Consider the following 21,635-nt stretch of genomic DNA (forward strand, 5'->3'; position numbering starts at 1 on the left):
CAAATTACTCATCATCGTCTAATTTTTGATGACCTAATTTCTGATGAAGTTCTTTTAATCTATTCAAGGCTTCAACCCGAGCAGAATGATTCCCAATCTTTTTGAAAATCTTGATAGCTGCCTGTAGAGATTCTAGAGCTTCCGAGTAACGTTCCAGTTTTAGCAGACAAGCTCCTAAGTTACAAAGAGCAATGCCTTCAACTTCAGGATCTCTAGTTTCTTTGGCGATGGATAAACACTGCTGATTGTAATCAATGGCTGTGCCATAGTCTCCCATATCCGCATAAACGCTTGCCAGATTTCCTAGCGTTGCACCCTGAGTCCATAAGTCATTAATTTCTTCGGCGAGTGCTAAACACTGTTGATGATATTCCATACTTTGTGCGTAGTTGTTCAGGGCATAATAAGCATTACCAAGATTTCCGAGAGCTTCTGATTCTCCTTTTCTATCTCCGATTTCTTGGGCGATCGCCAAGCTTTGTTGCTGGTAATCAATTGCGCGTGTCAAGTCGCCGAGAGCATCGTAAGTATTGCCGATATTTCCCAAAGCTTGTCCTTCACCTTGTCTATCTCCTATTTCTCGTGCGATCTTCAACCGTTGCTGATGGTACTTAATTGCTTTTTGATGCTTCTCCAAATCATTGTAAACAACACCTAGGTTTCCTAAAGATGTAGCCTCCCCTTTTTTGTCTCCAATTTCTTTAGCTATGGTTAGGCTTTGCTTGTAGTAAGAAATTGCTCTTTGATATTTTCTTTGATATTTATAAATATTGCCTATACCTTCCAAAGCACTCGCTTCTCCCAAGCGGTCACCAATTTCTTGAGCTATTGCTAAACTCTGGGTGTGAAATTTTATTGCCTGAGCATATTTTCCCAGAGCTTCGTAAGCATAACCTATGTTCGTTAATGCGCTGGCTTCTACTAAACGTTCTCCAGTTTCTCGTGCAACTACCAAACTTACTTCTAGATACTCAATCGCTTTAACATAAGCTCCTAAAGCATCATAAGCTAGTGCTAAGTTACCAAAACAATGTCCTTCTGCTGATAAATCTTCCCTCTTTTGTGCAAGAGCTAAACTTTGTAAATGACATTCAATAGCATTGCCATAGTCTGCCAAGTCATAATAAGCAAGTCCCAAATTCCCTAAAGCCTGTCCTGCCAAATAACTGTCACCTGTCTCTCGTGCAATTACTAAACTTTGCTCATAATTATTAATTGCCTGGGTATATTCTCCCAAAGCATGAGCAGTTAGTCCTAAATTTAACAGAGCTTGCCCAACTCCTGTACGATCGCCGATTTCCTTTGCGATCGCTAAATGTTGTTGCTGATACTCAATTGTTTTAGCATAATCTCCCAACTGAAAATAAACCGCTCCAATATTTTCCAAAGCTGAACCTTCTCCTTGGCGATCGCCAATCTCTCGATCGAGAGCCAAACTGCGATTGTAATACTCCAGCGCTTTAGTATAGTTTCCCAAAGCAATACAGGAATTACCTAGACCATTAACAATAATGCTGTTTGAGTTAGGTTCTAATCTGTCTAAGATTTTGTGGTAAAGTTCAGTTCGTTGGCTGTGGTATCCCCAAATGCTTAATTGATTGTGTAACTCATCTTGGGTGGAAGTAAGAAGTTGGATAAAAAGAATTTCGCTTGCTTCTTTCCAAGCTTCTACTTCACAAAGATGGTAAAATGCTTCCACTAAACCCTTAATTTTTTCAATGTTAGTAACATCAAATCCGTGTTTATATTTCCTTAACCAGTTGACTACAGCCCTGTATTTGTTGCGTTTCCAAGCTGGTTTGATAGTTTTGATAGTAGTTGGTTCGATACCCAACTGTGCCAGTATGGATTCACCGGAAGGTGTGATACGAAAGTTCTCTAAAGTTTCTTGGTCTTGCTCTTCTAACTCACTCTGTGTACTCATTATGTAACCTCAAGGGTTTTTATAATTTTTTTTATCTATTCAGTTAATCAATTTTTTTATTCCATTCATGGCAGTTTTTTGAGACAACACATGATGCACCAGCGAAGCCGCAGCCGCAGCCGCTAAGGGTTGATGCTTTTTGTGTTTTTTTCCATCTCCCCAGTCGCAAATAGACTTGACTAAAATCCATGCTGTACCTACGCGCCCTGATGCTGCACAAAGCCCCGCCCCTTCCATTTCTCCTCCCACTGCTTGCGGAAACTGCTGAAATAGAGTGGCTTTAAAATCTGGATTGTCAACTAACTTTTCCCCGGATAGAATAGAACCGACAATGAGGCTACAATATGAGCCGTCTGGACGAGCAAACTGCCAATTTTGAACGTTTTCAAAACGATTCAGCAATATTGTGTTACTTGGTGGAATACTACCGCGATAAATTATCTCTTCTCCAACACGCTGCTGTTCGTAAGAGATAATTTGTGATGCAACTAACACATCCCCTATCTTTTGCTTAGTCAGATCTTTACCAAAGGCTATACCAACCATGATAATTGCTTTGGGATTCCAGAGACGTTGAGCTTGTTCAGTTGCTAAGATAACCGAACCTTCACCGATTGCTCCCATCCGACACTTAGTAACAACAGTATTGTACGCGCCGAATTTTCCCAGATAGTAAGTTTCTGGACCTGAGTAGACCAGTAAAATTTTCTTTCTTCTGGGATAAGGTTTTAGTAGGTGTGTGACAGATCTCAATTCCACATCTGTTGCGGTAATAATAACGGCATCAATTTCCTTTTTCATTGACTCACATAGGTTTTCATCAATTTCTTGACTTTCGGGAAGGTTTGGAGCATACCAAGACTGCTCCTCAATCCGATATTCTTGTTCATCTTGAGAATCTGGTGAGTTTGAAATGACTTCAGCTTCAATAACCTGTTGTGTATCTCTCTGTATTTGTGTTGTAAAAAACCTTAATAAATTATTTTGTTCTTGAATTTGATTGATTAAAAATTCATTTAATGACTGAGAGCTATCCACAGGTTTATATTGCAGTAAATCGTTTTTTAATTTATGACATACTTCTGCTAAGGGAGTTTTTATTTTATTTGTAATCGTTAAAGCCATATCTACAAAAATAATGGCTTCATTCCGCCTATCTAAAGTTTGATGAACCTCTGCTAAACTTTTGAGAACTCGTGCCTCTTCAATGGGATTTTCAATTTTTCTAAAAATTTTCAGCGCTTCGTACAATTTTTCTAGAGATTCAGAATATTCTCTTAATTCCCTATGAGTTATTCCCCAATTAGTTAAAGCTTCTCCTTCTCCTAGTTGATCTCCAATATCACGACTAATTATTAAAAAATGTTGATGATATTCAATTGCAGATTTATATCTTTCTAAACTATGGTTGATAACTCCTATACTTCCCATTCTTTTAGCTTTTCCTTTTGCATCTCCAAGTTCTACTGCTATTTCTAGAGACTGCTGATAATATTTTAGTGCGGTGAGGTAATCTTTCATCAAGTAATAGGCAGTTCCCAGACTCCATAGCGCATCTCCCTCACCAGCTATTTCGCCAATCTCTTTGGCAATTTCCAGTTCTTGATTGTAATATTCAATAGCTATTTCATACTGTCCGATAGCAGTTTGAATATTTCCCAGTCCAGCTAGAGCAATTCTTCTACCTCTTTTATGCTCTACTTTTATAGCAATTTCTTGACTTTGCAGATAATATCTAGTAGCTTTTTTAAACTCCCCTATAAAGTTAAAGCTATTTCCAAGCCCAATTAGTGCTATTACTTCTATCCATCGCTCGCCAAGCTCTTGAGAAATCTTCAATTGCTTTTGATAATACTCTATAGCTTGGTTACGATTTCCCATAGCCAGATAGGCATTGCCTAAACCTCCGATGGCAATTCCTTCTAGTCGATATGCTGAAACTTTATGTGCAATTTCTACACTTTGCGAATAGTAATCAGTTGCTTCACTGAGTCGGCCTTTAGCCAGATATACGTCGCCCAAACCATTTAAACAAATTGCATCTGTAATGGGATTAACCTTGGATAAAACTGTTTCATAAAGCTCAATCTGTTCTCGATAGTAACCCCAGGTATTCAGTTGATTATGCAATTCTTCTTTTGTAGGAGTATTGAGGCGAGTCATAATAACTGTATATGCTTCTGCCCAAGATTCTGCCTCCCTAAGATGGTAAACAGCTTCTAAGTAACCTCTAACTTGCTCTAACTTGGTTGCTGATTGCAAAGGTTTGTACTTCAATAGCCATTGGATAACAGCTCTGTATTGAGTGCGTTTCCAAAGCGGGTTGATAGAGTTCAGTGTTGCTATATCAATACCAAGCTCTGCTAGTACAGACTCTCCAGGGGGTGTAATGTTAATTCTTTGGTGAGCCTGTTGTTTTTCATCGTCAAACTCGCCAAGATTATTCGTCATTGTCATCCAGTTGTTTTAAATGTTCAAGCGACACACTCCTAATTAAATTGTGCTGTCTGAGTAAGCATCGATCGCTCTCAACGACTTCTTCCACTAAAAAGCGATCGCGCAACGCATCCAACGCTACCTGCTGTTCATCTTCATCCCGATCCCAATCCTCCAGATGCGAGAGCCAAAAATCCTCCGGTACTGGACAGCGGTACACGGAAGCTTCGCACAGCAATATATAGCCATAGCGAACATCTTTTTGCAACCGATTAAACGTCTTTTCTAGTCTAACTCGCACATTCCTTCGTAAGTTGCGCGTGTATCGATGCAGGTTGAACTTATCATCGGCTGATGCTGTTATTCCCTTAGTTTTCGCTTCCTCAATTGCCTTCTCAACCTCTTCTACTTCCCGTCCATGCTGATTCCAGTAAGCCAAAACATTACCATCAAAAGGCTGATTTATAATTTCTCCAGCAATCACCCGCAATGCTAAAGGATGTCCCTCATAAGCACACCCAATTCTTTCTAAATATGGTTTACCTGTTGACTCTGTACCAACATCTAATCCTGTTTTATCGAACAATCGCAACCGTTCTGGTTCTTCCAGACCGCTCAGAGGCTGGCAATACCAAAAATTTTGATACCTCGTTCCTAGTGTTGGGATTTGAGCGGGTAAATCTTGCGAAGTTAGGATGATACAGCTTTCACAAGAATCTGCTACTAGCAAACTTTCAAAAAATTGCACCCACCACTCATCTTTGAAATCACTCCATCCCTCTTCTTCATTCCCCTGTAGAATGTTCTCTAAAGAATCAAGTTGAACCAAATAGCGATTTTCTTTTAAATGTCTCACCAACCGATATAGCAGGCGCTGAGTATCTTTGCGGTCTTCCGGCGTAATCAGTTCGCCCCACTTCTCCAGCCACCTCGCCGCTACGCTAGCAAAATCATTAGATTGTTGTTCGTTCTCAAAATTCTCTTCGTGAAACTTACTCCAATCTCCCTCAAACCAGTCTGATAACTCAACTGCTAATCTTTCCCCTAAAGCCGTTTTCCCAATCCCTGTAATCCCCACAAGTATTAATAATCGACAGGAGGATCGAATTCGAGGACTCAAATCCTGAATTAGACTTTCCCGACCAACCCAAGTATCATCAAGCGCAAAGAAGTTGAGTGGGCGAGAATTAGAGGCTGGTGAATCATCTGAAATAGCTGGAAAAACCTGTTTGCGATCGCGCGGGGCTAAAGTTTGTAATTTACCCAGATCCGGTTTGCGGGTTCTAGGTTGATTAGTCAGACGACGGTAAAGCCGTTCATACTCATCTGTGCTATTCAGCCTATAGTTAGTTGCAGCGCGTAAAGGACTGGGAATAAAGTCAGTGTCCTGGGGAGTAAAAGTGACAGGGATGAACTTTGAGTTTTTCCCTTGAGCATCGTAGAGTTCTTGAATAATTACCCCACCCTCCCAGGTTACGCCCTTACCCTTTCCCACTTCTTCATGGCCCCGAAATCGCCGATCGTACTGTTCCGTACAGACAACCAGCACAAAATCTGCCGCCTCAACCTGGTTCAGCATCCAGCGCTGCCATCCTTCAGCAGGAGAATCTTCATATTGGTCAATATTGCAGTCAATGCCATCCTCGCGAAAGCGATCGGCAAGTTCCAAAATCCGATCCTTGTGTTCTTGGGAGTCATGACTGTAGCTGATAAAAACTTTTGGAGGTGTAGAGTCAGAACTCATGGTTTGGGCAGATTTAGGTAGAACGAGTGGCAGAGTAGATTGCTGGGAAGATGCCTTACCCGCCTCTTCAATCTGAAGCTTGGCCAGAATTTCAAAAGCAAACGCACTGGCATTGCGAACCGCCATTTCTTGAGAACCACCCGCATCGGCTTCACTCTTACCATCAATCAGATCCGAAATCCCACGGATAACCAGTGCCGATACTTGGTGATTAGCATGAGCCGCTTGTAGCAATCCTCGTCCCTCCATCTCCACAGCGATCGCATCACCATAGTTTAACTGGATAAACTTAAAAACATCAGACTTGCTTGAAGCAATCACTTTTTCCCCGGCGGCAATCGGCGCAACGAATACGCGAGGGTTTGAATCGGGTACAGCAGATGTCAGCCTTTGCAGCCAATCCGATTTTTTCGACTCAGCCTTCGCTCGCTGGATCAATCTGTACGTAGATAGCCCTAAATCGGGTCTGGGTTGAAATTTCTGTTTTGCCTTGCCAGACTCGTAACCATAGACTTTGGTCGCGGCTACCACATCGCCAATGGCTACATCCTTGATCCCTCCAGCCACTCCCACAAAGAGTATGACACTGGGATTGAAATAGGCGATCGCCCTCTCCGCCTCCACTGCTGCCCCAGCATTGCCCGCACCCACCTCCACAATTCCAACCTCCCACGACTTACCGTTAGCGAAAAATTTTCCTCGCTCATAAATCGTTCCCTGGGGGTGCATTTCCTCTCGCAGGTCGCTCAGATGGGCGCGAACAGCGATATACTCGACGGGAATAGCAGTCAGTATCACCGCGCAGGGCATTTGTTCACCTCTGGTTTAAGTGGCTATTTCTACATTTTGGCTGTTTTGTTGGTATTCGCCTAGCGGATTTCTGCCTTTTAGCAGTTGATTAGTTTCCTAGACATTTTAGCTACTCCAGGAATTAGACTATGTTTAGGCGATCGCGCCTAAGCCAGCACCTGGTTAGATGGCCTGTGCTAGCGATCGGCCACGGTAACATACCAACTTTATACACTAGGAAAGACTATGAATGACAAGCAACAAATGCTGGAAGTGTATCTCAAGGAATACGAAAAACTAAAGGATGAGCAAACCCAACGAATTGGTTTTCGCGACAACCTTCTTTACGTAACTTTAGGGGCTTTTGGTGCAGTTATTTCTTTCGCGCTCGCCAATACAACTAATTATTATGCACTGCTTGTTATTCCTTGGGTTTGTCTGATTCTTGGTTGGACTTATCTTGTCAACGATGAAAAAATTTCGGCGCTCGGTAGATATATTCGCCTGAATTTAGTTGAAAAAATTAAAGAGCAAACTGGTCATACAGATATCGAATCAATTTTCGGCTGGGAAATAGTACACAGAAGCGATCGACGACGAAAACGACGCAAAATAGAACAGTTAATTATTGATGAGATTACTTTTGTTTTCTCCGGTGTAATTGCATTAGTAGCTTTCCGATTTCTAGTAACACAATTTCCGGTCACTATTCACATTCTTTGGTAGGTTGATATCATATTACTGTTAATTTTAGGAGTAGAGATTGTTATTTATGCGGATCTAGCAGAGGGTCGTTAGTTTCTGAGTGCTGTCCAATCGTAAATCTCAAAATAATTTACTTCCAACTTGAAACAAAAATACTTATTTTTTTATAAAAGATTTACAAGCTTTTAAGTAAATTAATCTATTTGTTGTAAATAATTTTCAACCTACACAAAAGATTAGTTTATCAATACTGAGCGGTGATTTCTCTTGTTATACTGAGAGTGTCAAATTGACTACGCATACCAATATTTTGAGTAATTTTAAAGCCCTTACAAAAGGATATTAACTCATACATAAAAATGCGCTGACGCCGCCATTGGGATTGATGAATTCCCTGGTTGCTAATGTACTCTAAAAGGTTTTCTCTTGACCAAAAGCAGACCGACTCTTTGAAGAAATATGGATTTTGCGTTGCTACTGTAGCTGGCATTAAATCCATCAGATTCAATAATTTTATCATGCTCGATTGGGATACGCCACATCGCGGCGAAGTTTACCAAAATCTCAAACAACTTTGCCACGAAAATCCTGAAGAACTTTGGGCTATCTACGATACATTTGGCGGCGTTCATGCTTTCCGATTGAATTGTACCGAACTACCCACTTCTGCCCATAGCATTGCCTTAGCCTATAAGCTGGATGCAGACATTCGCTATGTGGAACTTTGCATATCGAGAAACCTTTGGTCAGCACGCATCGCTCCTAAACCTGATAGAAACGGAGATTTTATCTGTTTCAAAGGATTTGTTGGCAGTGGAATTGCTCTACCAAAAACTCAATGGCTCTTGCAGATTCACCACAATTTACTAATCAAGTATGGGCTAACTACGCCTAGTAAAAATAGTCCGATTTCCTCACTAATCCGACAAATTCAATTAGTCGCTTAAGTTGCCACGATTAGACCCGGTTATTCCGGGTCTTTTTTTTACTAAATGCTGGCAATCGTTGAATGTAAGAACCCATTCATTTTCCCTAAATTTTGGTTGATTTATGGCGGCGCTGACGCGCCAAATATTAGCAACATCAGGCATAAACAATAATGTCAAATCCACACCCCTCCCTATTTGAATTGTCTTCCCAAATTGAACCAGTTCCAGATTCTTTTAAAAAGATGACGAATCTGCTGCTGGAAAATGGAGCTAACAAAGAAGTGATTGCCACGATGTTAGAAATAGCTCAATTTTCTATCCCTCACGTTCGCTGGTTAGCTGGGCCAGTAATTGTGCATCAATCTCTTTGGATGGAAACGTTACCCAAATGGCTGATAGAAGCCGTTTATCTAGACAGATTGGAGCGAATTTTCCAAGAACATGAAACAGGTGAAATTGGTGTGCTAGCAACGCCAGCAGAAGTCCTCGCTTGTATGTATCCTGCTACGATGGAGGCACCTTTACATTCTGATTGGGTCAACGTTTATTTGTGGGCGGGGAATGAAGTTTTTTCCAAACATCAGCGACTTCAAAAAACTTCTTTATGGCAACTGCTTGGGGAAGATAGACCAGTTAAATTTGAGTCGATTAAGTCGGATTTTGAGCAGTTAGCGAGAGATATCCGAAGAAAAGTTGTAGAAGCCGCGAAAGGACGAGGATGGGGTAAGAAACCTCTTCCCTCAGCCACAACCTCTCAAAAATCGCCGCCTGACACAGAAAATCGACCACTACAATATACGCTTTTTTGACTTTGAATGAACAATAATTCAATTTTATACCTGGCTAATTGGGAAGTTGATAAATTAGCCAAGGAACCTGGTTTCTTAATTCGTCCTGTCGAACCGCAACCTCTAAGATTATCAAAAGATTCTCCTTTGGATGGAAAGTGGTTAGCCAAAAACTTTAAGGTTAATGAGGTGCCATTACTCTTGCCAACTATTGGCGACCTCCCAATGGAATTCCCTTGGGGAAGAGTGGGAGAAATACTACCAACTTCTGACAACTCATTACACCTAGCTATTGCCAGCATAGATGTGGAAAAGCTCAATCAAATATCGTTAGAAGTTGTTCAAATGACTGGGATTAACTTCCAGACCAGTACAATTCCATATTCGGATAGGCTTTACATTGAAATCCAAAAAACGTCTCCAGAAATCAAACTAGATTCTTGGATGTGGATTATCAAAACTGTACCGATTTCACCATTTAACTGAGAATCACCATGCCTATTTACATTTATTGGGGTGATGACGACTATCTCATCGAACGTAGTATTAATTTATTACGTGACACCGTTGTTCATCCAGAGTGGCAAATATTCAATTTCTCCCGTTATCAGTTTGGAGAAGACAACTTTAGAGCCGCTCGTAATGACATTTTAACTCCACCAATGGGCGAAGGTGGACGCTTGGTGCTTCTATCCAATTTGGGAGAGTTCAAAGCAATTGATGAAACTAAAATTGAGCAACTGTCACGTACTCTGGTAAATATACCAGACAGTAATCATCTATTGCTAACCAGCAAATCAAAATTAGACAACCGCCTCAAGTTTACTAAGTTAATTTCTCAGTATGCTCAAGTCAAAGAGTTTTCCCTCATCCCGGCTTGGGATACTCAAAAGCTAACCAACAGAGTTAAAGAAGTTTCCAGGGAGTTGTCTATCTCGATATCCGATGAAGCAGCTAATCTCTTAGCAGTTTCAGTGGGTAATAATACTAGGCTCTTGTTTAATGAGTTGGAGAAACTTAGCTTGGTGGCGGTAGACTCTGAGGTTGAGGTTTACCTTATGAAAAGCTTGGTTAGCATTGCTACCACTAATACTCTCCAACTCGCCAAAGCTATTTGTGTGAAAGATGTCTCTACAGCTACTCAAGTTTTTACCACGCTTCTATCACAAAATGAACCAATTGTCAAGATTGTTGCTACTCTCACTACCTCATTTCGTACTTGGTTAATTGTGAAGGCTATGGTAGCTGAGGGGGTCTTAGATAATTATACGATCGCAACAGCAGCAGGTGTTGGAAATCCCAACCGTGTCTACTATCTGAAACAAGAAATTAGCGCGATTTCCATTAACAGATTAAAGCAAGTTTTGTACCAATTGTTAGAGTTGGAAATTCTAGCAAAACTTGGTGGTACTGAATCACTTTTTACTAGCCACATTATTTCTCTTTGCACTGCATGAGCATTTTACAATTTTTCCCCGACCCTGGCGACCCTACAGATACTACTGGTATACCAGAGAGAGCTACTTTTGAACCATTCTTTGATGAGATTGTTGGTCAATCAACGGCTATTAAGCTGCTGCAAAAGGCGATCGCTACTAACAGAGTACCAAATGCTTTTCTGTTTGTCGGTTCTGATGGTGTGGGTAAACGCCTTACTGCTAAGTGCTTTATCCAAGCTTGCTTGTGTCATCCCTTACCTACAGAAACAGCAAGTAAATGTGCGTTACATATTGAGGCGGGTACACATCCAGACGTTCTATGGGTAGAACCGACATTTTTGCATTCTGGGGAATTTATCGATGTTTCTACTGCTGCTTCCCTTGAACTTACGTTCAAACAGCCACCAGTTGTTCGCATTGAGCAAGTTAGAGAGATTGCTAATTTCTTGGCTTATCCTCCTCTATCAGCATCCCGACAAGTTGTGGTGATAGAGGGGGTAAATTCGATCGCATCGACGGCTGCTAATGCTCTGTTGAAGACTCTAGAGGAACCGGGAAATGCTACTCTGATTTTGATTGCTGCTAATTCTGAGTCTATTTTACCTACCATCCGTTCCCGTTGTTGTGTGATTCCTTTTAGAAATTTGGGTCAACAGGAAATGTGTCAGGTATTGGAGAGGATGGGGTATTCTCAGATTTTAGCATATCCTGAGATTATTGAGATGGCGCAGGGGTGTCCGGGGAATGCGATCGCAGCTTGGAATTATTTAATGCACATTGAACAAATTGTTCCTGGAGTGCCATCAATTCTGGAGTTTAATCAAGCTACTTCCCAACTTCTCCAAGTTGCCAAAACTATTAGCCAAAAGCTTGACTTTTTTCCTCAGTTATGGTTACTGGATTATTGGCAATTTCAACTTTGGAAAATGAAAAGAGATAGGAGAATTATAGAGGTTTTGGAGAATGCTAAAAAGTCACTCCGTCTTGCACAATCTCAATTGGTTTTTGAAGTGTGTCTGTTGAAATTAGCAGAAAATGGAGCTAGTTGAGAGCTTATCTTTGAAATAGCAGTGTTCGCTGACGCGCCTCAAAATAGCGAAAAACAAGAAAAAAAGGATATCTATGGGTCATCCAACTCTTTTACCTACTCATAAAGTTCCGATCGACAATTTTAATACTTTGGCTTCTCAACTAAGACAAGCTGGTGCTAAGTTTCGTTCTTCTATCCACAAACAAGACGCTACGATCGTTTTCTCTCAATTGCCTGACAAGGCTTTATCCATCCTAGAATCTGGTGCTAATTTTCAGGAGAATTGTAAGGCTGATTTAAGTAGTCCTACACTAACACAGGTCAGCAACATTGCACGGGAAACTTCTGAGTTTACCTCAAATATAGAATTTGTAGAACGTCAGGAAGTGAGCCATTCTGAAACAGAGCTTCTGCTTGCAGAAACTCAACTAACAGAGGTGGATAATACCACTGAGTCTGTGGAGGTAACTGGAGAAATTTCGCTGGATGAACTTGTGGGAATTACTCCGAGAGAATCTGTTGATATTGTGGAGTCATCTGAACCAAATTCAATGGATAACTTAATAGAAGGTTCTGCGCCTGAAATAGCTGAATCTGTGGAAGATTCTGAAAAATTTGTTGAGTCTGGAGAAAGCGCATTAGAGCTTGTGGAATCGATTGAGAAAACTTCGATGGATATCCCAAATCTAGCTACAGAACAGCAACTTTTGGAACTGAGTAAAACCAAGCTCAAAAAGTTAGCCAACAAATATGGAATTGAAGGTCGAACTAAGTTAGAACATCACGAATTGGCTGCTGCTTTAGCTAACAAAGTTCCCCTCGATAATCTGTAGATTTGGTAGAAAAATGTTGAATTTATCATATTTCTGACAACTCCTTGGTTGTCAGAGGTATTTTTTTGCTGACGCATCTTAAATTCTGAAAAGTTTGGAGACTCCTAATGTCTATTTCACTTGGTTCACTTGGAATTCGCATTAATCGTAAGAAGCTTTTGTCTCAAGTAGTTGAATTAGCAGAGAATAGGCGCTATTGGCAAGCAGTAGCGGATTCGACTACTGAAGCTCACGATGCTAAGTTGGTTCGTAGTCAAGTTTATCAAACTTTGGCTGAAGCTGATAATCAAGAGCTTTTGGAATTGGCTTGTCAACTGCTGACTCTTAATGAAATTGGTCGGCGAGCTAACGAGACTTTTGAGCGTATCCAAGAGTACAGAGCTAAGACGGCTGCTTAATAAATATTACCATCAATCTAACGCATCTAACGGAGATTGATGGTAACTTCTCAACTCATTTTAAAGTGGCGCTGTCGCGCTGTCAAAAAGAGCATTACTGGGGAAATTAATATGTCTGATAACCTCAATATTATCAATCTTGTTGGTCGAGTTGGTCAGAAGCCAGAAACTCAGTATTTTGAGAGTGGCGCTGTCCTGACAAAGCTTTCTTTGGCTGTTAACCGTCGCACTAGCAAGAAAGATTCGGAGCCTGATTGGTTTGCGGTGGAAATTTGGGGTAATATCGCGGAAGTGGCTGCTAATTACACTGATAAGGGCAGCTTAATCGGTATTCAGGGTGAATTGAAGTTTGATGAATGGACTGACCAAGTTACTGGTCAACAGCGAGTTAAGCCTGTTATTCGGGCTAATAATCTGGAATTACTTGGCTCTAATCCTAATTCTAACTCTCTGGCTAATTCTCCTAATTCATCTGACCAAACTAATTCAGAGCAAAGCGATTTCTAAGCGAATGGCATTTCTATAATATGTAAGCGTTCAGCCTTCAGGTATCAGCGAGGAAGCTTCGGTCGGGAATTGACTGTCTCTTCTTAGGGGCAAAATAAAGAGAGATTAGCGCTAAAAGTCGAATTAGCTGACTGCTGACTGCTGATAGCTGAACGCTTACTATAATATTCCGGCACTTTTATGGTGTCGGGATATTTCTTATGGCGCAGAAGCGCTTGATTTTTTGAACCAATAATGGGAAAATACCATGAATAACGCACAATTAAGAGTTCGGATTGATTCTCTGCAAGCTTCTCACACTCAAGATGGAACTTTGAATGTTTCTGGACAATGTTCGTTTAAATATTACGATCGCTCTGGATACAAGGTACGTCCACTACGGTTTCAAGCTTATGGGGAAGCTGCTGTTGCTCTCAATAATGGGGGTGTTGGCGCTGTCCATGTTGTATCTGGGCGACTCAATATTTTCAAGCCCAATGATACTAATCCCAATCATCAAATGCTGTTGACTGTGGAACGAACTGTTGTGGTTGGGGGACAACCTACTTCTGGGTCTACTCCGGTTATTCCAGTAGTTCCTGCTGCACCTGTGGGGGCTGTTGCTGGTGTAGGAGCAAATATTTCAGTACCTATTCCTGTCGCTAGTAACGGTAAAGCTACCGCAGAGTATAGCGAAATTCCGTTCTAGCGGTTTTACTGCGTTTGTCAAAACAGGGAAGAGGGAACAGTTTTCCCTGTTCCCTCTTTCATAAATAATAGGATGGCTGATTATTGGTAACAAATCATGCAGGGTTTGCATCGCGCTCTTAAGTTTCCCTTAACTTCCGTTATATTTACATTTTCCAAATCATCGCAAGTTTGTGCAAAAATTTGATCAAATGCCCTCAATGGGGTAGATGAGCTTTGGCGATCCGCTGTTTGAGGAGTTGCTGACAGTGGTGAGCGCTTAAGAACAATGGAAAATTTTCCATTGGGCCAAAGGGGGACTAACAAGCACTCAACTTTCAGGTTAAGTCTAGTGATTTTGCGGGAGTTACTGGGAACCCTAAAGTAGAAGAGCAATCCCATCCTTGTGATGCAAGGAACAGTGAGGCCATAGCTGCCCAAAAATGTCTATTTGAATATGCAAGTCAACCCTAACGATTTCCTACCACAGAGACGACCATTGCCAATTATTGTACTGGCAGATGTCAGTACCAGCATGGAGGGCGAGAAGATTGATACCCTCCATACTGCACTGGCTGAAATGCACCAAAAATTCAAGGATTTACACGATACTCGCAGTCATCTACACACTAGCATCATTACATTCGCCAGTAACGCTCAGCTACTTCTCCCTTTGACTCCTGTAGAAGACGTTCATCTACCTACTTTAACTGCCAGCGGCACAACATCTATGGGAGCCGCCTTCAAAATTGCTCTTCAGCTACTGGAAGATGAGCAGCAGATGCCGAAACGTTCTTATCTGCCTAGTATAGTTCTGGTTAGTGATGGTCAGCCGAATGATGATTGGGAGGAACCGCTCCAAAATCTATTAGATTCCGATCGCGGAGGACGTGCCGTTCGTCTAGCTGTTGGTATTGGTGATGATTGCGACTTTGATGTACTTAAAACTTTCGTTAACCATCCAGAAATTCCAGTTGTGCGTGCGACAGAGGTGCTTAAGTTGATGGACTTCTTTCGCTTCGTCACTATGTCAGTGATGGCACGTTCAACAGCTAGAAATCCCAATTCTTCTGGCAATTTACCGCTTCACTTGCTTAATGATGACGATTTAGAATTTTAAGTGGAGGGGTAAAAGTGACCAAATTCTCTTTTCCAAAACCGGGTGAAATTGTTCGAGATCTCGAAGGGCGACGTTACAGGCTAATTGAGCAGCTAAATGAAGGTAGACAAGGAGCCGTATTTACTACTGAGGATGCCAGTATTCTAGTAAAAGTTTGCCGACCACCCCAATCTAGACATACCGATGAAACTCGCAAACAACTTCGCCTGCTAACACGACGGAAGTTAGACATAAATTCCTTAGTATTGCCTCGCGCTGTTTTAAATGAGCCGTATTTAGGCTATGTAATGGATCGAGTTCAAGATTCCATCCCCCTCTCTAACTTAGTTTATCCACATCCACACGATCGCAACCCCAACTGGCACGCCTCAACAGGTGGGTTACGTCGCCGTTTAAGAATTTGCGGCGAGTTAGCCAGAACCTTTGAGCAAATTCACCGTAATGGTTTATGTTACGTGGATTTATCCTGGCAAAACGTTCTTGTTCCATCAGACCCAACGACAACATCTATTAAACTCATCGACCCTGATAACTTAATTATTCCGGGAACCTCCTTAGCGGAAGTTATAGGGACAGAACAGTTTATTGCTCCAGAACTTTTAAAAGAGTCTCGTTTTCCCAATCATGCCTCAGATCGCTGGTCTTTGGCAGTAGCAATTTTTTACCTATTAGTGCTAAACCATCCCTTTTTTAGCGATGAAGTAATCTACGGTGAGCCAGAACTTGAGGAAATTGCTCTGCGGGGTGAGCTTCCCTTTATTTATTCCCAAGATAATTATTCTAAATCCTCCAGTCCTGGTTTACCAAGGAGCAAGGTGTTAACTCGGAGACTGCAAAAACTTTGCATCCAGGCGTTTGAATCGGGTGTATTAGACCCTTGGGCGCGACCTTCTCCCGAAGAATGGTTAAGTGCATTAGAAGAAGCTGCCGATCAAACAGCACTTTGCTCAAAATGTAATGCTACTTCCTATTTACCAGATATCCGGGGAGCTTCACTTGTTTGTGACTGGTGTGGTGAAAAAAGCGATCGCCCTATCGAACTTGGCTTCTTTGATTCAGATCCGTCTATTGATGACTTGGATGAAGATGAAATCAAGGAACTTAAAAGAATCAAAAAATCACATCGGTTTGTATTAGATAAAAGACAAAAAATGCTTCCTAAGCGTTTAGTAGATAACGATATCGAAACTACGGGCTACGTTGCACAGTTTGGTATTCCACGGAATAGTAATGGCTATGCACTAAAAAATTTAAGCCAAGATACTTGGTACACAAAAGATGCTAGGGATCAGTCATTGTCTTGCCCTCCTGGTGAAATTGTCTGGCTATTTGATAAAACATTGATTGTCTTTCCTTCAGGCATTAGAGCAAAAGTGCGAAATCCGTCTAGGGGAGGCCAATTATGAAATTATTCGACCTCAAATTCGGCAAACTGGTAAGTGGGCGTTTCTTAGCGCGGCGAATTGTTGGTAGTTTTAAGCTAGGGAATGGAAAAAACTGGGAGAAACAATGGGAAGATAAGATTGTTGAATTACAGCGAATAGACGAAGATACTCTATGTTTTCAAGTCGCTAACGATCGTGACTCTGAAACAATCGTTGAACTTGAACCAGATTCGACCGATGCTAAAATTCTGCTTTCAGAACTGGAATCAGGACATACTCTGATTGTCGGCTGCATTATGAAAGCAACAGACAAGCACATTGAAATTGAAGGGCGTTCCTTTAATGTACCTAACTCTGAGATTCCAGTTCAGTTACAAGTTGCTCTCACTGATGAATTTATTGAAACAGTTGTCATGCGTAATTGGCGCAATGTGAAAAATTTTAACGATAGCAAGCGCCGCTTAGAAGAAGAATTCATTCTTGATAAATTAGGCTATTGGTTTGTAACATCAGGTGCCAAAGATCCTGAGTTTCAAAAGGGTTTTTCTGTATTAGGGAAATCTTGGTCGCTCAATTTAACTCCTCAAGAAGATGGGCAGCTTGTAACGGAAGCAATGAAACGGCAAGGGCGTAACTTGAGCGATCGCGCTATTTATTTAATGCGCCAACCGTTAGAATTTTGCGACCAAACTGTTGCTAGCAAAATGCGATCGGCAGCTATTTCTGCTTTGAGTAAAGTTGTTCAGGAAAATGATAGCTGGATAGCCAGTTGGAAGCGGTATAATACTGAAGAAAATCGCATTTTAAAAGAGCGTTTTGGCCTGTTGTCTCCTTTACCATACCAAGGTAGACCAACTTTTATAGGTGAAGATAACAGTAGAAATTTACTAACTTTTGACTTAGAACGCTCTGCGAACATAACGCCTTGGCTCAAACATATTTCAGGCGATGGGCTTCCTGTAACCATACAAGATAACGCAAGTATGCCTGAAGCATTATTAATAGGGTATGACCATAAAACTCATCGCCTTACTTTGGTTTGGGAAGGCGAACAAGAACCCCCCAAAACTGGAGAAATTTCTCCCTCAATGGCTCTTGAACAATCTCGAATTCAGAAGCGTGAAAAAGCACTAACTACTTTAGAAACAGCTCGCTCTGGCCTTCCTTATTTGGGTCTAATTCTGGAAGGCAAACCATTTAACAGAGCAATTCCTCGTCAAAGAAAGCAACTAACTAAAGCTGCACGCAAAATTTTTGGTGAAACTGGGCCAACACCCGCTCAGGAAAAAGCATTAAGAATTGCACTAAGTACGCCAGATATTGCACTGATTCAAGGGCCACCTGGAACCGGAAAGACGAGAGTCATTCAGGCGTTGCTGACGATGCTCAATGAGGGGCGAGATACAGGTGAAGTGCTGGAAACAGTTTTAGTGACGAGTCTCCAACATGAAGCAGTGGATAATGCGATCGCTAGTATGAGTATTGCTGGACTTCCAGTAGACAGACTAGGGGGCAAAAAAGGGGAAGACCGAGGCTCTGAAATGATTCAAGCTTGGAGAAATCAAGTTATCCAAGAAGTCCGTTCTCACCTCTCCACCGAACCATCTCCAACTCTGGTATTGATTGACCGACTCAAAGGCTACCTTTCCCATTGGCGCACCTCAGCAGGAGGACGTGAAGGAACCCATGAAATTCTTTTAGCTTTTCGCAATGCAGCAGAACGCTTTTTATCAGTTCAGCGAATTTCTGAACTCGATCGCCTTGCGAGTACTGCCCCAGTCATTCAAAAACAAAGTCAGCCAATAATTGAAGATCCTGATGATAGAGATGAACTAGAGCGACGACTTAATCAGCAATGTACCACAGAAGAAAGTTTTAAAGACGATGGAAATCGGCAAGCTCGACGACTGCGACGTTTCTTAGAGCCTTATTTGGATAACCTTTCACCGGATATTATTGAAGCGGTAGAAGTGGCAGTATCTTGGAACGCAGAAAATACAACTTATTCGGAACCTTGGTTATCTTTACAGAGTGCCTGCATCGGCATTCGCCAACAATTGCTGGAAATTCCTGTCACTCAAGCCATTGCTGAACAGGATATTTCTGATGTGGAAATAGAACAATGCCTTCTAGCAGCTATTGAGGAAATCGAGGTAGTTCGCGCCCAAAGCGAAGAAGGAATACAAGAAGCACTCGAACTATTTGTGCGAGATTTAGAGGAAGATCCAAATTATGTTAGAGAAGTTATTCGGAAATATGCACCAATCCAAGCAACCAGTTGCGGACAAGCAGACTCAAAATGGTTAGGAATGGATAATCGAACCTTCACTTTGGTTATAGTAGATGAAGCAGCAAGAGCAAATCCCCTAGATTTACTCATACCAATGGTCAAAGGACGACGAATTATCCTAGTTGGCGATCACAAACAACTTCCCCATGTGTTGGAGCGAGAAATTGAGCAGAGTTTAGCTAAAGAAGGTGATGAGAAGCTACGGGAAGTTTATGGAAAGAGTTTGTTTGAAAGGCTCTGGGCATCCCTTCCTCAACAAACAGTAATAGACGGGATTGAGCGGACGGCTCAATTGACAGATCAGTTTCGGATGCACCCTACGATTGGGAAATTTGTCAGCGATCGCTTTTATACAGAAAGCCCCATTAATTCAAGCTTCGTCAAACCAGAAGCACGACCGAATTACACAGGTGCTTACAATCAAAAACCTGTTGTTTGGTTAGATGTTCCAGCTAATGAAGGAGGTGAAAATCGGGCTGGAAAATCTAGTTGGGAAAGACCTGCTGAAGTTAGCTGTATCGTGGCTGAACTTCGCCACATTTTACCTCGAATTGAGGAAAAATATCCTGACTTCGATCCAAGCCAACCTGCTGGAATGGTGGGAGTAATTGCATTTTACTCTGCTCAAGAAGAAGCACTCAAAGAGGCGATCGCCAATCCGCGTGACGGTTTACCTGACCATTTACAACGACGAGTACGAGTTGGAACTGTCGATGCTTTTCAAGGACGCGAGTATGATGTCGTATATCTCTCCACAGTTCGTAGTAATCAGAACGAATCTGTTGAACAACGCCTTGGTTTTACCGCATTACCGAATCGGCTTTGTGTTGCATTCAGTCGCGCTCGATGTGTCTTGATTGGAGTAGGAGATGCCGCTTGTGTTGCTGGGATGCGTCCTGATGGTACACCTTGGTCTGAGCCACTAAAAGCTTTTATCGATCTCTGTAGCAGTGAGGAAGGGTATGCAGATATCTAAACGCGAAGATAACAATATGCCCCTTGAATTTGACGACGATGAGTTACTTTTTGAGGATGAATTCATCCCCGATAACCTCATACCTTTACCTAGCAATCATCTATCCGGTGGAGAATCTAACACTAGGCTAGAGCAAGGTGTGGGAATTCTCAGATTCACTCAGCAAAAAGAAGAAGCTGAGAATCAGAATCGAAAGACTATTTTTATTTTATGGCCTGTTTATGGATGGAGAATTGCTGCTCCTCAAATAATAACTAGGCAGCTAGATTTCCTACAACTGACTTCCCTACGTTTAGGTCGTGCTGGAGTTATACGCCATCAAGACCAAGCTAAATTAATGGGACAGCACAAAGATTGTCTGTGGAATGTGATGATGCAGTTGAAGGAGCAAAATTATCTTGATAGCAATGGTCGTTTGACAGAAACAGGGAAGAAAATTCTCAGCCAGGAAGGTGAAGTAGAGGAGGAAAGAACAAACTACGGTTGGATTTTTCAAGAAGCGACAGCCGGAGAATTACTTCCATATTTTTATACAGAAAATTTCCGTTTCGCCGACCCCCAACGCTCAGAAATTACCGAAGCTTTTCAACTTCCTTGGATACGACAAAAGTTAGCCCCTCTTAATGCTTCTAATGTTATATCGGCAATAGAAACTTATCGTCGTTTGCTCAAACGAATTCAGATCGATCGATCAATTAACGACCCGGATAATACCCAAGCCGATATCTGCGAATTTACTGATATTAGTGAACTAGATAATCTAGTGCCTAAGAAGGACAAACAAGCGGAACAATTAGAAAAATTTCGAGTGCGTATTCTGAGCCAGCGATCGCAACGTTTCTACTTGTTAGTTTCCTGTACAATTGAAGGCTCTTATCATGGTTTGTTCTCTCTCCGTTGTCCCTTTGGACTTCCGGATGGTTTGCGTTGGGTGCGTTTGCTAAACTTCGCCGCATCTCAATGTGAAGAGGGCAAAAAACTTGTAGAACATTTACAATCTCATAGCCGTGAAATCTGGAAGCTTAAGCAACCTCCCCATCTTGAGCCTGTTACTGTAGCACGCCAAGTTTACAATAAAGTAGCTTTGGAAATTGGACAACCTCCCAATCGTTTATGGCATCGAGTTTGGGAAGAAATCGAACGGGTAGAACAGTCGCGATTGCTTTTGGAACGTGGATTTGATGAGGTAGATACCACCATTACCCGAATCCAAAGAGTTTTAGAACAGTTGATGATATCTTTACTACAACTTGATTCAATTCCTAATAATATTTGGGAAGCATATAAACGGGGGTATACTTTTAAACAATGTCTGACAGATACAGTTCAAGCTTGTGGAATAAACGAGATTCCAGAGCGAATTATATGTACAAAAATGGGGGCGATTCGTAATGTTATTAATGGCGGTAAAGATTCCTTACGTCCTTATGTGGCTACATTTTTGTTGTCAGCCAGTCGAAAATCTAGCTTACATAGACGAATTCTTGAATATCTACTAGCAGAAAATCCTACTTTTTTGTTAGATGCAGATCGAATCGCTCAAAATCGCAACCAGTTCGGCGCTCATGCAGGCGGAAGTCACAACGAGCCAATCATTTTGGTTGAGGATTTAGTCGAAAAGATGTATCAAATTGTCCGTTTAGTTCTTCAAGCGTGGCGCTTGACAATTAGCTAAT

The 21,635-nt window shown here is 41.7% G+C and carries 17 protein-coding genes and 1 pseudogene; 14 read left to right on the forward strand and 4 right to left on the reverse strand.

Features of this window, described 5'->3' with window-relative positions; genetic code table 11:
- Positions 1–4 precede the first annotated feature (4 nt).
- Genes H6G03_RS04340 through H6G03_RS04350 form a run of 3 tightly spaced genes read right to left on the reverse strand, consistent with a single transcriptional unit; the run spans position 5 to position 6,914 of the window.
- Positions 5–1,924, reverse strand: a complete 1,920-nt coding sequence (locus H6G03_RS04340; RefSeq protein WP_190462448.1) for a tetratricopeptide repeat protein — start codon at positions 1,922–1,924, stop codon at positions 5–7.
- A gap of 39 nt (positions 1,925–1,963) precedes the next feature.
- Entirely contained in the window at positions 1,964–4,375 is a 2,412-nt protein-coding gene (locus H6G03_RS04345; protein WP_190462450.1) for a tetratricopeptide repeat protein, read from the reverse strand.
- The gene (locus tag H6G03_RS04350) at positions 4,365–6,914 is read right to left on the reverse strand and encodes a phosphorylase family protein (protein ID WP_190462452.1); all 2,550 of its coding nucleotides are present in this window, start codon (positions 6,912–6,914) and stop codon (positions 4,365–4,367) included. The genes H6G03_RS04345 and H6G03_RS04350 overlap by 11 nt, the downstream gene beginning before the upstream one ends.
- A gap of 225 nt (positions 6,915–7,139) precedes the next feature.
- On the opposite strand from H6G03_RS04350, the pseudogene H6G03_RS04355 reads away from it, so the two are divergent.
- Positions 7,140–7,691, forward strand: a pseudogene (locus tag H6G03_RS04355) (hypothetical protein).
- A 151-nt stretch (positions 7,692–7,842) separates the two neighbouring features.
- Here the strand turns inward: H6G03_RS04355 and H6G03_RS04360 are convergent.
- Positions 7,843–8,118 (reverse strand): hypothetical protein, encoded by a 276-nt coding sequence (locus H6G03_RS04360; protein WP_190462454.1) that lies wholly within the window; start codon positions 8,116–8,118, stop codon positions 7,843–7,845.
- Between H6G03_RS04360 and H6G03_RS04365 the strand changes: the two genes are divergently transcribed.
- The 13 genes from H6G03_RS04365 to H6G03_RS04425 all read left to right on the forward strand — a co-directional run bounded on the left by H6G03_RS04365 (position 8,117) and on the right by H6G03_RS04425 (position 21,634).
- Entirely contained in the window at positions 8,117–8,545 is a 429-nt protein-coding gene (locus tag H6G03_RS04365) for a hypothetical protein (RefSeq protein WP_190462456.1), read from the forward strand. The genes H6G03_RS04360 and H6G03_RS04365 overlap by 2 nt on opposite strands.
- 152 nt (positions 8,546–8,697) lie before the next feature.
- Positions 8,698–9,336: a hypothetical protein gene (locus H6G03_RS04370; RefSeq protein WP_190462459.1), complete on the forward strand. Its 639-nt coding sequence runs from the start codon at positions 8,698–8,700 to the stop codon at positions 9,334–9,336.
- 6 nt (positions 9,337–9,342) lie between these two features.
- The gene (locus H6G03_RS04375) at positions 9,343–9,801 is read left to right on the forward strand and encodes a hypothetical protein (RefSeq protein WP_190462461.1); all 459 of its coding nucleotides are present in this window, start codon (positions 9,343–9,345) and stop codon (positions 9,799–9,801) included.
- 8 nt (positions 9,802–9,809) lie between these two features.
- Positions 9,810–10,772 (forward strand): DNA polymerase III subunit delta, encoded by a 963-nt coding sequence (holA, locus tag H6G03_RS04380; protein ID WP_190462463.1) that lies wholly within the window; start codon positions 9,810–9,812, stop codon positions 10,770–10,772.
- On the forward strand, positions 10,769–11,803 hold the full coding sequence (locus tag H6G03_RS04385; RefSeq protein WP_190462464.1) for a DNA polymerase III subunit delta': 1,035 nt from the start codon (positions 10,769–10,771) through the stop codon (positions 11,801–11,803). Before holA ends, H6G03_RS04385 begins: the two co-directional genes overlap by 4 nt.
- Positions 11,804–11,876: 73 nt before the next feature.
- A complete protein-coding gene (locus H6G03_RS04390) occupies positions 11,877–12,617 on the forward strand; it encodes a hypothetical protein (RefSeq protein ID WP_190462466.1) in 741 nt (246 codons plus the stop codon).
- Positions 12,618–12,724: 107 nt separating this feature from the next.
- A complete protein-coding gene (locus H6G03_RS04395; protein ID WP_190462468.1) occupies positions 12,725–13,015 on the forward strand; it encodes a hypothetical protein in 291 nt (96 codons plus the stop codon).
- A 111-nt stretch (positions 13,016–13,126) separates the two neighbouring features.
- Entirely contained in the window at positions 13,127–13,522 is a 396-nt protein-coding gene (gene ssb, locus H6G03_RS04400; protein ID WP_190462512.1) for a single-stranded DNA-binding protein, read from the forward strand.
- Positions 13,523–13,769: 247 nt separating this feature from the next.
- Entirely contained in the window at positions 13,770–14,210 is a 441-nt protein-coding gene (locus tag H6G03_RS04405) for a hypothetical protein (RefSeq protein ID WP_190462470.1), read from the forward strand.
- 477 nt (positions 14,211–14,687) lie between these two features.
- Entirely contained in the window at positions 14,688–15,308 is a 621-nt protein-coding gene (locus tag H6G03_RS04410; RefSeq protein ID WP_190462472.1) for a vWA domain-containing protein, read from the forward strand.
- Between the two features lie 14 nt (positions 15,309–15,322).
- A complete protein-coding gene (locus H6G03_RS04415; RefSeq protein WP_190462473.1) occupies positions 15,323–16,714 on the forward strand; it encodes a protein kinase domain-containing protein in 1,392 nt (463 codons plus the stop codon).
- Complete coding sequence (locus H6G03_RS04420) at positions 16,711–19,959, forward strand: DEAD/DEAH box helicase (RefSeq protein WP_190462476.1); 3,249 nt, start codon at positions 16,711–16,713, stop codon at positions 19,957–19,959. The genes H6G03_RS04415 and H6G03_RS04420 overlap by 4 nt, the downstream gene beginning before the upstream one ends.
- Positions 19,946–21,634, forward strand: a complete 1,689-nt coding sequence (locus H6G03_RS04425) for a hypothetical protein (RefSeq protein WP_190462477.1) — start codon at positions 19,946–19,948, stop codon at positions 21,632–21,634. The genes H6G03_RS04420 and H6G03_RS04425 overlap by 14 nt, the downstream gene beginning before the upstream one ends.
- The last annotated feature ends 1 nt before the right edge of the window (position 21,635 follow it).

It is taken from the genome of Aerosakkonema funiforme FACHB-1375, from assembly GCF_014696265.1.
Lineage (GTDB): Bacteria > Cyanobacteriota > Cyanobacteriia > Cyanobacteriales > Aerosakkonemataceae > Aerosakkonema > Aerosakkonema funiforme_A.

Bases quoted from the DNA above. Each gene is read 5' to 3' on its own strand.
- H6G03_RS04390 (WP_190462466.1), top strand. From the start codon at position 11,877: ATGGGTCATCCAACTCTTTTACCTACTCATAAAGTTCCGATCGACAAT.
- H6G03_RS04370 (WP_190462459.1), top strand. From the start codon at position 8,698: ATGTCAAATCCACACCCCTCCCTATTTGAATTGTCTTCCCAAATTGAA.
- H6G03_RS04405 (WP_190462470.1), top strand. From the start codon at position 13,770: ATGAATAACGCACAATTAAGAGTTCGGATTGATTCTCTGCAAGCTTCT.
- H6G03_RS04345 (WP_190462450.1), bottom strand. From the start codon at position 4,375: ATGACGAATAATCTTGGCGAGTTTGACGATGAAAAACAACAGGCTCAC.
- H6G03_RS04385 (WP_190462464.1), top strand. From the start codon at position 10,769: ATGAGCATTTTACAATTTTTCCCCGACCCTGGCGACCCTACAGATACT.
- H6G03_RS04420 (WP_190462476.1), top strand. From the start codon at position 16,711: ATGAAATTATTCGACCTCAAATTCGGCAAACTGGTAAGTGGGCGTTTC.
- H6G03_RS04365 (WP_190462456.1), top strand. From the start codon at position 8,117: ATGCTCGATTGGGATACGCCACATCGCGGCGAAGTTTACCAAAATCTC.
- holA (WP_190462463.1), top strand. From the start codon at position 9,810: ATGCCTATTTACATTTATTGGGGTGATGACGACTATCTCATCGAACGT.
- H6G03_RS04340 (WP_190462448.1), bottom strand. From the start codon at position 1,924: ATGAGTACACAGAGTGAGTTAGAAGAGCAAGACCAAGAAACTTTAGAG.
- H6G03_RS04395 (WP_190462468.1), top strand. From the start codon at position 12,725: ATGTCTATTTCACTTGGTTCACTTGGAATTCGCATTAATCGTAAGAAG.
- H6G03_RS04375 (WP_190462461.1), top strand. From the start codon at position 9,343: ATGAACAATAATTCAATTTTATACCTGGCTAATTGGGAAGTTGATAAA.
- ssb (WP_190462512.1), top strand. From the start codon at position 13,127: ATGTCTGATAACCTCAATATTATCAATCTTGTTGGTCGAGTTGGTCAG.
- H6G03_RS04350 (WP_190462452.1), bottom strand. From the start codon at position 6,914: ATGCCCTGCGCGGTGATACTGACTGCTATTCCCGTCGAGTATATCGCT.
- H6G03_RS04425 (WP_190462477.1), top strand. From the start codon at position 19,946: ATGCAGATATCTAAACGCGAAGATAACAATATGCCCCTTGAATTTGAC.
- H6G03_RS04360 (WP_190462454.1), bottom strand. From the start codon at position 8,118: ATGATAAAATTATTGAATCTGATGGATTTAATGCCAGCTACAGTAGCA.